Source organism: Kluyvera fluvialis, from assembly GCF_059725275.1.
The window spans coordinates 3,344,707-3,359,358 of sequence record NZ_AP046142.1 but is presented as its reverse complement, the minus strand read 5'-3'; the positions used below and the strand labels follow the sequence as shown (position 1 = coordinate 3,359,358).

The window sequence follows — 14,652 nt, the reverse complement described above, 5'->3', positions numbered from 1 at the left end:
TATGCTGGAACTGAATTTTAGCCAGACGCTGGGCACGCACTGCCTGAACATTAATGAATCCTTGCCTGCCTCCGGGATAACCGCCGTTTTTGGCGTTTCCGGCGCGGGTAAAACGTCGCTGATCAACGCGATTAGCGGGCTGACCAAACCCCAGACGGGGCGTATTGTCCTGAATGGCCGCGTGTTGAATGACGTTGAGCAGGGCGTATGCCTGGCGCCAGAACAACGCCGCGTGGGCTACGTTTTCCAGGATGCCCGACTGTTCCCGCATTATAAAGTGCGCGGCAACCTGCGTTACGGCATGGCGAAAAGCATGACCGAACAGTTTGATAAGCTGGTTGCCTTGCTGGGTATCGAGCCTCTGTTAGAACGCCTGCCGGGGAGCCTTTCCGGTGGGGAAAAACAGCGCGTGGCGATTGGCCGGGCGTTACTCACCGCGCCCGAATTGCTGCTGCTTGATGAGCCGCTGGCGTCGCTTGATATCCCGCGTAAACGTGAGCTGCTGCCTTATTTGCAGCGCCTGGCGAGCGAGATAAACATCCCGATGCTTTACGTCAGCCACTCGCTGGACGAGATCCTGCATTTGGCGGATAAAGTGCTGGTGCTGGAAGGCGGCGAGGTCAAAGCCTTTGGCAACCTCGAAGAGGTGTGGGGCAGTAGCGTGATGCACCCGTGGCTGCCGCAGGATCAACAAAGCAGTATTCTGCGCGTGACCGTGCTGGAACATCATCCGCACTACGCCATGACAGCGCTGGCGTTGGGCGACCAGCATATCTGGGTAAACAAGCTGGATAAACCGCTGCAAAGTGCGGTGCGCATTCGCATTCAGGCCACAGATGTTTCTCTGGTACTGCAACCGTCACCGCAAAGCAGTATTCGTAATGTACTACATGCCAAAGTGGTGCAGTGCTACGACAATAATGGCCAGGTCGAGGTGCAGTTAGACGTGAGTGGCCGCACGCTATGGGCGCGTATCAGCCCGTGGGCGAGAGATGACCTGGCGGTAAAACCAGGCCTATGGCTCTATGCGCAAATCAAGAGCGTTTCAATCACCGCCTGATTACAACAGCTGATTGTTGATAAAGTCGGCGATGGCATCCGTGGTGTTATCGCCGATCACCACATTCGCTCGCGCTTTCACTTCGTCGGCGGCATTCCCCATCGCGACACCCGTTCCGGCAGCTTCCAGCATACTGATATCGTTAAAGTTATCGCCAAAAGCTACCACATCCTGCATTGACCAGCCCTGGGCGGTAATAAACTGCGTCAGGCGCATACCTTTGCTGTTACCCTGGCGGGCGATATCGACCTGATCGTGCCACGACCATTCGCACTCCAGTTGCAAGGTTTGCTCGACGTGATGGGCAAAATCCTGCAATTTCTGGCCGTTTTCGTCGGTCAGGGCAAATTTCCACACGTTTTGCACTTCATGGGCCGCCTGAGCCAGCGACGCAACCTGAGTAAACGACGGGCGCTGGTGCTCTGGCAGGGTCTGCGCCCAATTGCGGGTGCGAACGACGTGTCCGGTGGGCGACTGATACATCATGGTGTCATCAACATACATCAGGCCGTGAATCTGGTGTTCATCCAGCAGAGTAATCAGTTGCTGGGCTTTCTCTACCGGCATCGGATCGGCATCTAATACTTTTTTTGCATGATAATCATACAAGTAAGTGCCATTACAACAAATTGCAGGTGTATCTAGTGCCAGTGCCTGATAAAAAGGATGAATGGCAACATGATGACGACCGGTAACGATCATCAACTGATACCCTGCCGCTTTGGCGCGATTCAGCGCATCCAATGAAGAAGGTAGAAGGGTTTTCTTTGGCGTCAGGAGCGTACCGTCCAGATCCAGAGCAATCACGCGTGTAGTCATAGTTCTTGTCTCGAGTTAGAGAGAAAATTCGCTGTGCAGGATGGTACACCGAGATACCTGTACGGCAAAATGATGTGGACAAGGCCGCGAAAAGTAGCCGCAAATTAGATGTTTTCAGAAAGGAGTATTCATGAAACAGACCGTTTATACCGCCAGCCCGGAAAGCCAGCAGATCCATGCGTGGACGCTGAATCATGACGGCAGCCTGAAGCTGGTTCAGGTGGTGGATGTTCCAGGTCAGGTGCAGCCGATGGTCATTAGCCCTGATAAACGCTTTCTGTACGTTGGCGTGCGCCCTGAGTTTCGCGTGCTGGCCTACCGTATCGCCCCAGATGATGGCGCATTAACCTTCGCGGGCGAAGCGCCGCTGCCGGGTAGCCCAACCCATATTTCGACTGACCGCAAAGGCAACTTTATCTTTAGCGCCTCCTACAACCAGGCTAACGTCAGCGTGATTCGTCTTGAAGACGGCCTGCCGCGCGATACGGTCACGGTGGTCGAAGGGCTGGATGGCTGCCACTCCGCGAATATCTCCCCGGACAACCGTACCCTGTGGGTTCCGGCACTTAAGCAAGACCGTATCTGCCTGTTTACCCTGAGCGACGACGGCTTCCTGGCGGCGCAAAACCCGGCAGAAGTGTCCACCGTTGAAGGCGCAGGCCCGCGCCATATGGTGTTCCATCCGAATGAACAGTACGGTTACTGCGTCAATGAGCTGAACGGCTCGGTAGATGTGTGGGAACTGAAAGATCCGCATGGCAAAATCGAATGTGTGCAAACGCTGGATATGATGCCTGCCGACTTCACCGACACCCGCTGGGCGGCAGATATTCACATCACCCCGGACGGTCGCCATCTGTACACCTGTGACCGCACCTCTAGCCTTATCACCGTGTTTAGTGTGTCGGAGGACGGCAGCGTGCTGTCTGTTGAAGGCTTCCAGCCTACGGAAACCCAGCCGCGTGGCTTCAATATTGATAACAGCGGTAAATATCTGATCGCGGCAGGGCAGAAATCACACCATATCTCGGTGTATGAAATTGCCGGTGAGCAGGGGCTGTTGCAGGAAAAAGGGCGCTATGCCGTTGGGCAAGGGCCAATGTGGATGGTGGTTTACGCTCACTAACATGTGAAGACAGCGCCACCGAATGGCGGCGCTGTATCAGAAATCTAAATCCAGCACGTTATATTTACTCTGTTCTGCACTGAGCTGGCTCTCTTTTTTGAGCAAACTGCGTTCATACATCTTGAAGAATGGGTAGTACATCATCATCCCCGCCACAATAATGAGGACAGCCAGAATCGGCGCTCGCCAATCCATCGTAATAAAATACTGCGCAATAGGTGTGGGAATACCGCCCACTTGAGCGACTGGCCCGCCGATAAAACCGGCGTCGAAAATTAAATAAATCAGTGAGGCGAGAATGGGCGTACCGAGAACAAAAGGAAAGAAAAAGTAAGGATTAAAGGCAATAGGAAAACCGTAGACCACCGGTTCAGAAATCCCGAATAATGAGGGAACAATCGCCGCTTTCCCGGCGGCTTTAAGCTGTGGGGCTTTACTCATTAATCCTAATATTGCAATCGCACCGGTGATCCCTGAGCCGGTACAGGCGGCAAATGCTCCCCACCATCCCTCGGTAAAGACGTATTCGGTTGGTAAACCTTGCGCAAAGTTGGCAGCGTTGAGCGACAAATATTGCGTCATAAATGGCAGCGTAAAACCAATTAAAATGGCATAACCGTTTAAGCCAAAAAACCAGAATACCATTTCGAGGAAAATAATAGTGAACACACCCCAGACGGAATCTATTCCGCTGATTGCAGGGGCTAGCGCGGTTGTAAACAGTTCCGGGACAATTTGGTGATTAAAGTACGCCTGGCTGGCAATCGAGACAGAACAGGCGACGATAACGACAAACAGTAGCGGAAATATCGACTCAAAGGTTTTGGCAATCATATCAGGCAACCCGCTGATACGAATAGTTATCTTCTTACGATAGGCCCAACTGATAAATTCAACGGTTGCCAGTGATGAAATAATGGCGACAAATAGCCCGCGCGAGTCTAAAAATGCAATATTAACGCTACCATTAACCATTTTACTGTTTAATATCAGCGTGACCATCACGGCGCTAATCATCGGGTATAACGGTGCGACATTAATCCGCTGGGTATGGTGATAGCTAACGGTTACTGCACAGTAAATGGATAATAAGCCAAAGGTGAAGGTAAAGGGCAGTTGTAATAACTCGCTGTACTGGGTAAAAAAACGGCTGCCTGCCGAGTCTGGAGAGAATAAACTGCCTAACCCCGTCACGATAAGGCTGATAGAACCCACCATCAGTATCGCCATTAAGCTAATCATTCCATTCTTGATAGAAGAGATAAACCGATTCTGCTCAATTTTAGTGGCGATAAAGACCATATGTTTCTCAAACTTATTGAGAAAAGCATGTGAAGATATCATCGAGAGTCATCCTTGACTGGCTGGTTGACATGATAAAGATACAACGCCTGTTTCAGGATGAGTGCGCCATCGGCCAGGCCATAAGCCTTGCTATCGATAACTTCAATAGGCTTGCCATGTAGTGAGGTAATCGCGGTTAACTCGGTGAGTTTATGTTTCATTTGTGGCCCGACCAAAACCAGATCGTAATCTGTTATATAGGTACTGAGATCGCCTGCGTTACGCGCATCAATACAGATATTCTGGTCTTTTAATTTCTCGCTCTTTTCGACCACTTGGCGCATTTTGCTGACCATTACGCTTGTCGAAGCACCCAGATTACACACCAATAGGATCCGTAAATTTTGATAATCCATATTATGTTCCTTGTTCTTTGTTTTTATAAAGTTCAATAAATTCGCGATAAATATTTTGCGCAAGCAATACGTTCATCAAATGATCCTGGGCGTGGACAAACAACATCGAAAAGGCTATTGGTTTACCGCTTATTTCCTCTTGCAGCAGTTCTTTTTGGATATGGTGTGCTTGCTGGAGCACTTTTTCTGACTCGCTAAAAATCCGCTCGGCCTCTTGCGGATTAAGTCTTTTAGCCGCCTGTAATGCCTCGTTTAATAAAGAGAAACTTTCACCTGCGTAAGCAATAATGCTAAACCACTTCTGTTCATCATTCATATAATGGCCTCAGCGTTGAAAATGGTATTATCCGGTCATCGTGATGCATGGCAGGGGAGTATTCCCGCCATTTTGCTAATGCCATTCCCCCGTGTAGGCCTGGTATTCCGCTAACAGTGCGTCAAGAATCTGCGTGGCAATACGATAATCGTTAATGAGTGGGTGAATCATTAATGCCTGAATTGCGCTGTGCTTGCTTTTGTTTTCAATGGCTGCAATCGTCAGGTTTTCAAAGTGCTTAATGGTTTTAATGATATGTGCCTGGTAGTGGGGTAAATCATCGACATGGCGCGGTGTTATTTTTCCATCAATGATGTCGCAGGTTATTTCAATCACATCATCCGGGTGCAGTTGTGCAATGCTGTCATTGTTTTTCACCAGAATGGTCATCGGATAAGCCGGTTTACGTTGCAGGCCTCTGATAATGTTGAGTGCAATACCCGAATAGCCGCCAGTGTCTGGCGCCGCGATAAATTCCTGTAGGTTAAGTGCTTTATAGTGGTTATCTCGCCGTCCATGACTTTCTATCGCAAAGTAGCTGTTTTCTCGCTCCAGCAGGTAGCGGGCAAAAACATCAAAGCGCTGTTCAATACTTGCAGCCTGATTTGCTTTAAGATCTTGCAGCATTCGGCGGTTAATATCCTGAATGGACTCCCCGCGAGCGCCACCGTTATCGGCAATAGAACGAATAATATCCTGGTGATTAAAATAGAAGTAGAGATATTCGTTGGGCAGCTCTTGTTCCAGGATATCGATGGTTTCATCATCGAATAGCTTCATTTCTGTTTGTTTAAACAAGTGCGGATGGCGGAGAACCTGAGCTGAGACATCTTGCCCATCAACGGTAAAGTCGCGATAAAACGAAAGATGATTCAGGCCGTAACAGGTTGCAGAGAAACGCATAATATCGACATCCAGAAGATGGGCGATTTCACGCATAAAACTGGCTGGGCCGTCGCAAATGCCGTACACATTATGATATCCGGCGTTTATCAGCGCTTGGGTGACGATCCCTGATGGGTTGGTAAAGTTAAAAAACAACACTTCTTTTGCCGAAACCTGGCGCGCTAAATCAAGATAGTGTTTCAATACCGGAATAGAACGCAGCGACATCGCAAAACCGCCAATGCCGGTGGTTTCCTGGCCTAAAATATTAAATTTCTGCGCCAGCTTTTCATCAAAGACTCTTCCGGCATCGCCTTCAACGCGCAGGGTGGTAATAACATAATTTGCTTCTTTTAATGCTTCGGTGGCATCGGCAGTTAAACATACTTGTAGCTGTGGATTAATTTGATGAACAATGGTCTGCGCAAGGCCGCCATAAATAGCCAGTTTTTCTTCATTGATATCCATTAAGCATATTTCAGTCAGGGCGAGTTCTTTAGACTGTAATGCTAATGTTTTTGCCAGGTAGGGGGCGCGAACGCCACCACCGCCTAATACGGTTAATTTCATTCAAGTCACTCCTTTTTACAGCGACTAAGAAAAATAGTGGCTGTTTAAAATAGGTGCGTGACATCAGGAATTAATCAAACAGCCGTTATTGACGAGTTCATGGTCACGCCTTGTAATTTGGAGACAGATTCGAGCTTACTGCTGCGTGCCATTTCAATTCAGTATTCAGGGAAGCTGTTATTGATAAAGGTTTGTCGTTCTCTCTGAGATGACTTAGAGCCTATCCCATTAAGCTCTTAGCGGCAGGATGATGTCATGACATCGCCTGGTGATGTTGTTAATTCAGTCACAAAGGCGAGAAAAGAAAAAGATGTTAAATATCATTAAAATCAATTAATTATATTTTTTATCTATGTGGCAGATATGAAAAAGCCCATGTCAGGCATGGGCTTTGATAAGGTGAGGGGGCTTATTTCTTCGGTTCAGCCACGATATGGCTTCCCACACCTCGGTTGTTGTATTCCCACATGCGGTTGAAGTTACGGTCATTCAGATCGCGTTTCATCTGACCTTTTTCATCTTCCGCACCGGTATTTCCGCTGAACGGACGTTTTGAAATCGCCGCATCGGCCCACGGTTTGGCAACGTTAAAGCCTTCGTTAATCGCGCTATCGCGAATGACGACCTGGCCGTTGGTGTTGCTGTCTACATCCAGGGAACGGCCCAGTTGCGCCACGCCATCACCTGCGGCGGTAAAGCGGCTGTTGGTCGCGAGGAAACCGTAATAAATATTGGACTGTGTTGCCGGTGCAAACACGTAGCCTTCCTGCTGGGTACGAGAGTTCACCACGCGGAAATCCGTGTTGTCGAAGACCACAGCACCGCGACCGGAGACGATATCAACATCACCTTCAATGTAGCTATTGCTGACCAACGTGCGGGTCTGGCGGTTGTTTTGCAGACGGTTTTCAACGCCGCTGTTGGTGACGAAGAAGGTGTTCTGGCGGCCCAGAATATTGACGTTGTTGATTTGCGTTTTATCGCCATCGCTGCGCAGCGCAACCGCCTGATGAGTACCTGCGTCAACGCCGTCGCCCAGATTGTTTTCAATGGTCAGGTTTTGTAGCTGTAAGCCATTGTTTTGTGACCACACGACCGCAGAGCACATCACTCCCACGGTGGCGCTGTGCTTGCTCTGGCAGTTGTCGAACATGTACCACGCTGGTTTGCCCGGCATATATTTGCCACCTGGGTTAACCAGACGACGCCAGCTTGATGGGTCCATCTGCGAGTCAATGGCCAGGCCGATTTTCACGTCGATGGCTTTTTCGCCAGTGCCGTAAAGGGTCAGGCTGCCCGGAGCCGCAGGAATGTAAACTGTGCCGGTGTACTCACCTGGCAGAATCGCGATGTACTGACGTGCGCTGCTGTGGCGAGCAATGGCTGCATCAACGGCTGCTTGAATGCTGGTGTGCGTCACACCCTGCGTGCCCGCAGGGCCAACCACGAAGTCGGCTTTCGCTGGAATAGCGATAGATGACGGGGACCAGGCCGCAGCGTTAGGGGTTAACGATGAGAAATAGCGCGCAGCGGTAAAGTTTTGCGCTTCATCTGCCGTCAATACCGGGCGAGATGCTGTTCCAGGGGCGGTCTGGTCAGACGGTTGCTGATCCGCAGGTGTTGAGCTGCAAGCAGTCAGTGTCACGCCAAAAGCCAATGCCAGCGCCAGACGAGAAACCGAGAAAGTGTTCATGTTGCTCCAGGCTAATTTAAGTGAAAGTTGAATCCTGTAAAAGCAGCCTTTTTATACTAAGTTGAGCGAAACGGGAAGACATGATGACAAAAATCACCTGTTTTTTTGGCGACTTATCTCTGCATAAACCAGGGGGAAACGATGGGGGAAGGCTGTTTATCTCTGTGGCAGTAGCGATTGGCTTTGCCATCGCTTGCTGCCATCTTAAAAGGCTTTTTTGTGCGTTAAGCTGGTGACTAAATCGGTCACACTGAGTACCAGCGTAGAGCGCACCATTTGTTGATAGCGCTGTTCTTGCATTGTCACCAGAGAGTCATCGACGACATCTTCAGGCATATGCAGCGTCGGCGGCGGTGGCAGTGCCGTCATGCAGTGCAGCATATTGATAGGCCCCAGAATTTCATCATCGGTAAAACTGTAGATTTTGTTTTCGTGCTGTAGCTCATTGTTCAGCGCCAATAACAGCTCAACATCTTCATATTCATCACGGCTGATGACGCCCAGCGCGTAGATAAGTTTCAGGCGTACCGATAAATTAGCCAGCGGGCCGCTGCCCTCAAGCAACGGTTCTACCGCATATTTCACGGCGTAATCGTCCTTGCGAAAGGCTTGTAGGATCAGCAAATCTACCGCTTCGGCTAGTAGCCCGACTGTAGTCTGAATAAATCCCGTCAGCGTTTGCCGGGCGTTAAGTCTTTCCAGAATCCGGTTTTCAACCGCCTGATTCTTATAAAGCTCAGATTCGTCCATGGTGGCCATCATCGTAGTTTTATTGTCCGATAGTCGCGGCTTCTCTGGTGCGGCAGCCTTCGGTTGCTGACTGTTAGTCTCTGGTTGCGCGGTCATGCGCAGATGGTTTTGTTTCATCTTACCCTTCTTATTTTGGAGTTGCCGCTCGCCGACAACTCCAACCATATGGGTTACATCATACTTTGCGTTGCATGGCGTTATACACACTCACTATCTGTGCCACAAGTTCTGGCTGGTCTTGCAGGCCGCAAATCTCGATAACCGTGTTTGTTACACCTTTTTCATCCAATAAGTTTGCCATTTCTTGTGCCTGTGGATCCTGGCGGCTTTGATAGTGCAAGGCGGCGGCAATGCCAATAATCAAATGATGATTAGGCAAGCCATATTCCAGCGTACCGCGCAATGGCTTGATTAAACGGTCGTTCTCACTCAGCTTGCGCAGCGGTTGGCGGCCCACGCGTTCTACTTCGTCGTGCAAATACGGGTTTTCAAAACGCGTCACTATTTTTTCGATATAGGCCGCGTGTTGTTCGGCATCGAAACCATAGCGCTGAATAAGCACATCGCCGCTTTCTACCATCGCTTGCTTCACCGTGTCGCGAATGGCTGGGTCTAAAATTGCGTCGCGAATGGTGTGATAGCCCGCCAGTTGACCAAGGTAAGCGGTAATCGCGTGGCCCGTATTGAGGGTGAACAGCTTACGCTCAATGTAGGCCATCAAATTGCTGGTAGGTTCCATTCCGGCAATCTCCGGCAGTTGCCCTTTGAACTGGGTGCGGTCAACAATCCACTCGCTAAAGGTTTCAACCGTCACATCCAGCGGATCATCGTTGGCGGCGGAGGCCGGAGGCACAATGCGATCGACTGCGGAATCGACAAAACCGATGTGCTCTTCCACCCACGAGTGAAGCTCTGCGGGCAGCGCCTGGAGAACGTGCTGCTTGAGCTGGCTCGTGCCGCGCACCATATTTTCACAGGCAATAATATTCATCGGCTGATGATTCCCGCTGTGATGGCGGGCGATCAAACCTTGCGCCAGCGTATGGGCGATTTTGCCGAGCACCTGCGGGCCAACGGCGGTGGTGATGATATCAGCCTGGGAAATCTGTTGAATGGCATCGCTGCTGTTGCTGTTAATCGCACTGACCCGATTGACCTGCTCAATGCGCGCGTTTTCGCCCACGACGTTGACCTGATAGCGCTGCTGATGTGAAAGCTGATCGACCAACGGCTGGTTAACATCAGCAAAGGTTAATTCCGCCTGCGCGTCTGCCAACAGTTTGCCGATAAAACCACGACCAATATTCCCTGCGCCAAAATGAATTGCTTTCATGAATGTCTACCTTGAAAAGTGTCGCTGTAAAAGTGGGGCGGATAGCCCCAGCCCTGACGCCCACGGGCGTCAGACCCTCGTGTTATGCCGCTTGCTCGCCAGAAAGAAGCTGCAAGATCTCCTGGACGCTGGTGGTCTGTGTCAGACGTTCGATAACGTCTTTATCATCCAGCGCGTTGGCTAAGCGGGCGATAACCTGCACGTGCTCGTTATTGCGGGCGGCAATGCCGATAACCAGCCGGGCAATGTCATCCGGCTCATCGCCGAATCGCACACCCTGTGGGTATTGGCAAATGACAATCCCGGTGCGCAGCACGCGGTCTTTGGCTTCTACAGTGCCGTGAGGTACGGCGATGGACTCTCCAAGATAGGTGGTGGTCAGCGCTTCACGCGCCAGCATAGCGTCTACATAGTCCGGCTCAACGTAGCCGCCGGACACCAGCATTTCACCGGCAAAACGAATGGCCTGCTGTTTGTTATCGGCGTGCAGGTTGAGGAAGATGTTTTCAGCACTCAGTTCAAACAGGTTTTCTTCGCGCTCCGCTGGTGTGAACGCGTCATCGTTAGCGGCGATAATCGTTTGATTAATCAGTCGGCTATCGTTGGCGGCGGACGGCAGCTTGGCCGCCAGTAAGCGGGTGGTTAAGTCAGTATACAGCCCGCTATCGAGGAAGTTGCTCAGCGACATATGCATCGCTTGCGGAGCAAAACGCATGGCCCGCTCGGTTAAATCCTGATGGGTGATGACTAAATCAACGTCTTCCGGCAGGCTGTTAATGGCGCAGTTGGTGACAGAAATATGCGTCAGATTGGCATCTTTCACTTTCTTGCGCAGCACGCCAGCCCCCAAAGCGCTGGAACCCATACCGGCATCGCAGGCGACGATAATTTTGCGAACATGATGCAGATCTTTCGCTAAATCGAGCGTGGCAGACGCCGCAGGCTGTGGCTGTGTGCCAGAAACGCTGCCGCCGGATTTAGATTGCTGTTTCAGGCTCTGCATCCGGCGGGTGGCTTCGGCCAGACCATTGCTCTCTTCATCGCCGACGCGAACGCGCTTCAGCAACATGGCGGAGGTGAGGAACGACACCAGCGTCGAGGCCAGAATAGACAGCACGACGCCAATCAGCGACGCTTTCGGCGTCATTAGCAGTACGGCAAAAATAGACCCAGGAGACGCCGGGGAGACCAGGCCTGCGTTGAACAGCGTCAGCGTAAATACGCCGGTCATACCGCCCAGAATCACCGCCAGAATTAAGCGCGGGTTCATCAACACGTACGGGAAATAGATTTCGTGAATACCGCCAAAGAAGTGAATAATCGCCGCTCCGCTGGCAGACTGCTTCGCGCTGCCTTTGCCAAAGGTCATATACGCTAACAGCACGCCCAAACCTGGCCCTGGATTCGCTTCAATCAGGAAGAAAATAGATTTGCCCGTTTCTGTTGCCTGCTGAATACCCAGCGGGGAGAAAATACCGTGGTTAATGGCGTTATTCAGGAACAGGATTTTGGCCGGTTCGACAAAAATAGAGGTCAACGGCAGCAGGTTATTTTGCACCATAATGTTGACGCCCGAGGCCAGCGCTTTCGACAGCAATTCAACCAACGGCCCGATAGCCATGAAGGCCAATATCGCCAGCAGCATCCCGATAATCCCGGCGGAGAAGTTATTTACTAACATCTCAAAACCGCTTTTGATTTTGCCATCGACCCAGCGGTCGAACCGCTTAATGGCCCAGCCGCCCAGCGGGCCTGCAATCATTGAACCCATAAACATCGGCATATCCGCGCCGACGATAACGCCCATGGTAGTGATAGCGCCCACAACACCGCCGCGCTCGCCGCCAATAAGACGGCCACCGGTATAACCGATTAGCAGCGGCAACAGGTAAGTGATCATCGGGCCAACAAGTTTGGCTAACGTTTCATTAGGCAGCCAACCGGTGGGAATAAATAACGCGGTAATTAAGCCCCAGGCGATGAATGCGCCAATATTGGGCATCACCATATTGCTGAGGAAACGGCCAAAATTCTGTATCTTGACCTTGATATCTGGTGATAACATAAAAGACCCCTCGTGGTGCGCGGTAAAGATGCTGCGCGTCGTAATAGTTGCGGTGGTTTCGCCAAAAACCATCCAGTCGTTCTGTATGCAAAATCGACTCTATCACGCCGTTTTCATCTCGCGTACTCGAGGGCTCTTTGTGATTAATGTCACCATACAACTCCCACTCAAAGGCTGTTTTTAGTGATGCTTGTCACATAAATGCACTGAAAGTCGGCTACAAAGTTAAAATACCGCCGTTATTCACGACTTTTTTGTGATTTAAATCACCTTTGTCGTTGGCGTGTTTGTTTTTAAACTGTGACTATCTTCACAAGATAAATTTCCCTTCGCCGTAGCTCGTCTTGTTTGCCTTCCTGTCTGTTGGTTTTTCGTCAGAAAATTACATAAAAAAGCCCTGCGAGGTTTCCCCGGCAGGGCAGATACTGCGTGTGGCGAATTAGCTAAACAGCGCTGTGATTGACGCGCTGCCGAGGCTGTGGAAATGGACGTTAAAACCGACCATCGCCCCGCTAGCACCTTCATCAACGTCGATTTTGTCCACGTCGAGCGCATGTACGGTGAAGATATAACGGTGAGTCTCGCCTTTCGGCGGCGCTGCGCCACCGTAGCCCGCTTTACCAAAGTCGGTGCGGGTTTGAAGCGCGCTGGCCGGTAAACCTACCAGCCCAGAACCTGCGCCAGTGGGCAGTTCTCGAATATCTGCCGGGATATTAGCGACAATCCAGTGCCACCAGCCGGAACCGGTTGGCGCGTCGGGATCGTAACAGGTCACCACAAAACTTTTTGTGCCTGCGGGGACGTCATCCCACGCCAGATGGGGAGAAAGATTTCCGCCGTCATAGCCCATGCCATTAAAAACCTGGCTGTGGGGGAGTTTTTCGCCATCACGCAGATCGTGGCTGACTAATTTCATCGACTGCCTCCTTTGTTAATCGACTGATTAACAAAGGAGTGTAGCGGCTAGCGAACGAAATTTCTGCGCTTTAATCGATAAAAAATGTTTCTTGTTCAACCGCCAGACAGACCGATCGGGTCAGGCGTGTCAACTGCTCCGGGGCGATGAGATAAGGGGGCATCAGGTAAATCAGGCGGCCAAAAGGACGGATCCAGACGCCTTGCTCGACGAAGAAACGCTGCAAGCGCGCCATATTGACCGGATAGCGCGTTTCTACCACGCCAATTGCCCCCAGCACGCGCACATCGGCAACCCACGGTGAATCACTGGCAGGGGCCAGTTCACGCTTCAACTGACGCTCAATAGCGGCAACCTGCGTTTGCCACTCGCCGCTCTCCAGTATGGCAAGGCTTTCCGTGGCGACCGCGCAGGCCAGCGGGTTAGCCATAAATGTCGGCCCGTGCATAAAGCAGCCCGCCTCGCCATTGCTGATGGTTTGTGCAACCTGACGAGTGGTGATGGTGGCGGATAACGTCATCGTACCGCCGGTCAACGCTTTGCCGAGGCACAGAATATCGGCGCTGATCCCCGCGTGTTCACAGGCGAACAGCTTGCCGGTACGGCCAAATCCGGTGGCTATCTCATCGGCAATCAGCAATATGCCTTCGCGGTCACACATTTTACGAATACGTTTGAGCCACTCAGGGTGATACATCCGCATTCCCCCCGCTCCCTGCACGATAGGCTCGATAATCACCGCTGCAATTTCATGACGATGCGCCGCCATCAGGCGTGCAAATGACACCATATCGTATTCGTCCCACTCACCGTCAAAACGGCTGTGTGGTGCAGGAGCGAACAGGTTTTCCGGCAAATACCCCTTCCACAGGCTGTGCATCGAATTATCCGGGTCGCATACCGACATCGCCCCGAACGTATCGCCGTGATAACCGTTGCGGAAGGTCAGAAAACGCTGGCGTGGCTCGCCCTTAGCCTGCCAGTACTGCAAGGCCATTTTCATCGCCACTTCCACCGCCACCGATCCTGAATCCGCGAGGAAAACGCACTCCAGCGGCTCCGGCGTCATCGCGACCAGCTTGCGGCACAGCGCGACGGCAGACGGGTGCGTGATCCCGCCAAACATCACATGCGACATCTGGTCGATTTGCGTTTTCATCGCCGCATTGAGGCGTGGGTGATTGTAGCCGTGAATGGTCGCCCACCAGGACGACATACCGTCAACCAGACGGTCGCCGTTGGCAAGCTGTAGCTCACAGCCTTCGGCAGAAACTACCGGATACACCGGCAGTGGCGCGGTCATTGAAGTGTAGGGATGCCAGATATGGCGTTGATCGAAGGCGAGATCGTCCGTTGTCATAATCGACTTGTAAACCATTTTGAAAAGTTTTAGGTTTACAAGTATAAACCGATCCGAAA

The 14,652-nt window shown here is 51.3% G+C and carries 13 protein-coding genes; 2 read left to right on the top strand and 11 right to left on the bottom strand.

The genetic code is table 11. From position 1 onward, the window contains the following. Position 1: 1 nt before the first annotated feature. Entirely contained in the window at positions 2-1,060 is a 1,059-nt protein-coding gene (modC, locus tag AC6I4B_RS15825) for a molybdenum ABC transporter ATP-binding protein ModC (RefSeq protein ID WP_497766439.1), read from the top strand. On the opposite strand, the gene AC6I4B_RS15820 is transcribed toward modC, so the two are convergent. Beyond that, positions 1,061-1,879 carry a pyridoxal phosphatase gene (locus AC6I4B_RS15820; RefSeq protein ID WP_497766438.1) on the bottom strand — a complete coding sequence of 273 codons (819 nt, stop codon included), beginning with the start codon at positions 1,877-1,879 and terminating at the stop codon, positions 1,061-1,063. Positions 1,880-2,009: 130 nt separating this feature from the next. On the opposite strand from AC6I4B_RS15820, the gene pgl reads away from it, so the two are divergent. Continuing rightward, positions 2,010-3,005, top strand: a complete 996-nt coding sequence (gene pgl / locus AC6I4B_RS15815) for a 6-phosphogluconolactonase (RefSeq protein WP_497766436.1) — start codon at positions 2,010-2,012, stop codon at positions 3,003-3,005. A gap of 36 nt (positions 3,006-3,041) precedes the next feature. On the opposite strand, the gene AC6I4B_RS15810 is transcribed toward pgl, so the two are convergent. From AC6I4B_RS15810 to bioA, 10 genes are all read right to left on the bottom strand, one after another. Further along, on the bottom strand, positions 3,042-4,349 hold the full coding sequence (locus AC6I4B_RS15810; protein WP_497766435.1) for a PTS sugar transporter subunit IIC: 1,308 nt from the start codon (positions 4,347-4,349) through the stop codon (positions 3,042-3,044). After that, a complete protein-coding gene (locus AC6I4B_RS15805; RefSeq protein ID WP_497766433.1) occupies positions 4,346-4,705 on the bottom strand; it encodes a PTS sugar transporter subunit IIB in 360 nt (119 codons plus the stop codon). Before AC6I4B_RS15805 ends, AC6I4B_RS15810 begins: the two co-directional genes overlap by 4 nt. A gap of 1 nt (position 4,706) precedes the next feature. Continuing rightward, the gene (locus tag AC6I4B_RS15800; RefSeq protein WP_497766432.1) at positions 4,707-5,021 is read right to left on the bottom strand and encodes a PTS sugar transporter subunit IIA; all 315 of its coding nucleotides are present in this window, start codon (positions 5,019-5,021) and stop codon (positions 4,707-4,709) included. A 75-nt stretch (positions 5,022-5,096) separates the two neighbouring features. Continuing rightward, on the bottom strand, positions 5,097-6,476 hold the full coding sequence (locus AC6I4B_RS15795) for a family 4 glycosyl hydrolase (protein WP_497766430.1): 1,380 nt from the start codon (positions 6,474-6,476) through the stop codon (positions 5,097-5,099). 409 nt (positions 6,477-6,885) lie between these two features. After that, positions 6,886-8,169: a putative acyl-CoA thioester hydrolase gene (locus AC6I4B_RS15790; protein WP_497766429.1), complete on the bottom strand. Its 1,284-nt coding sequence runs from the start codon at positions 8,167-8,169 to the stop codon at positions 6,886-6,888. A 204-nt stretch (positions 8,170-8,373) separates the two neighbouring features. After that, positions 8,374-9,015 carry an MltR family transcriptional regulator gene (locus AC6I4B_RS15785; protein WP_497772198.1) on the bottom strand — a complete coding sequence of 214 codons (642 nt, stop codon included), beginning with the start codon at positions 9,013-9,015 and terminating at the stop codon, positions 8,374-8,376. A 79-nt stretch (positions 9,016-9,094) separates the two neighbouring features. After that, positions 9,095-10,252, bottom strand: coding sequence for a mannitol-1-phosphate 5-dehydrogenase (locus AC6I4B_RS15780; protein WP_497766427.1), 1,158 nt, complete (start codon positions 10,250-10,252; stop codon positions 9,095-9,097). Positions 10,253-10,334: 82 nt separating this feature from the next. Further along, entirely contained in the window at positions 10,335-12,317 is a 1,983-nt protein-coding gene (locus AC6I4B_RS15775) for a PTS mannitol transporter subunit IICBA (protein ID WP_497766426.1), read from the bottom strand. 439 nt (positions 12,318-12,756) lie between these two features. Further along, the gene (locus tag AC6I4B_RS15770; RefSeq protein WP_497766424.1) at positions 12,757-13,233 is read right to left on the bottom strand and encodes a kinase inhibitor; all 477 of its coding nucleotides are present in this window, start codon (positions 13,231-13,233) and stop codon (positions 12,757-12,759) included. Positions 13,234-13,303: 70 nt separating this feature from the next. Then, positions 13,304-14,593, bottom strand: a complete 1,290-nt coding sequence (bioA, locus tag AC6I4B_RS15765; RefSeq protein WP_497766423.1) for an adenosylmethionine--8-amino-7-oxononanoate transaminase — start codon at positions 14,591-14,593, stop codon at positions 13,304-13,306. Positions 14,594-14,652: the final 59 nt, after the last annotated feature.

What these genes read in the sequence shown, in the direction of transcription:
- modC (WP_497766439.1), top strand. Translation starts at nt 2, where the DNA reads ATGCTGGAACTGAATTTTAGCCAGACGCTGGGCACGCACTGCCTGAAC.
- AC6I4B_RS15820 (WP_497766438.1), bottom strand. Translation starts at nt 1,879, where the DNA reads ATGACTACACGCGTGATTGCTCTGGATCTGGACGGTACGCTCCTGACG.
- pgl (WP_497766436.1), top strand. Translation starts at nt 2,010, where the DNA reads ATGAAACAGACCGTTTATACCGCCAGCCCGGAAAGCCAGCAGATCCAT.
- AC6I4B_RS15810 (WP_497766435.1), bottom strand. Translation starts at nt 4,349, where the DNA reads ATGATATCTTCACATGCTTTTCTCAATAAGTTTGAGAAACATATGGTC.
- AC6I4B_RS15805 (WP_497766433.1), bottom strand. Translation starts at nt 4,705, where the DNA reads ATGGATTATCAAAATTTACGGATCCTATTGGTGTGTAATCTGGGTGCT.
- AC6I4B_RS15800 (WP_497766432.1), bottom strand. Translation starts at nt 5,021, where the DNA reads ATGAATGATGAACAGAAGTGGTTTAGCATTATTGCTTACGCAGGTGAA.
- AC6I4B_RS15795 (WP_497766430.1), bottom strand. Translation starts at nt 6,476, where the DNA reads ATGAAATTAACCGTATTAGGCGGTGGTGGCGTTCGCGCCCCCTACCTG.
- AC6I4B_RS15790 (WP_497766429.1), bottom strand. Translation starts at nt 8,169, where the DNA reads ATGAACACTTTCTCGGTTTCTCGTCTGGCGCTGGCATTGGCTTTTGGC.
- AC6I4B_RS15785 (WP_497772198.1), bottom strand. Translation starts at nt 9,015, where the DNA reads ATGACCGCGCAACCAGAGACTAACAGTCAGCAACCGAAGGCTGCCGCA.
- AC6I4B_RS15780 (WP_497766427.1), bottom strand. Translation starts at nt 10,252, where the DNA reads ATGAAAGCAATTCATTTTGGCGCAGGGAATATTGGTCGTGGTTTTATC.
- AC6I4B_RS15775 (WP_497766426.1), bottom strand. Translation starts at nt 12,317, where the DNA reads ATGTTATCACCAGATATCAAGGTCAAGATACAGAATTTTGGCCGTTTC.
- AC6I4B_RS15770 (WP_497766424.1), bottom strand. Translation starts at nt 13,233, where the DNA reads ATGAAATTAGTCAGCCACGATCTGCGTGATGGCGAAAAACTCCCCCAC.
- bioA (WP_497766423.1), bottom strand. Translation starts at nt 14,593, where the DNA reads ATGACAACGGACGATCTCGCCTTCGATCAACGCCATATCTGGCATCCC.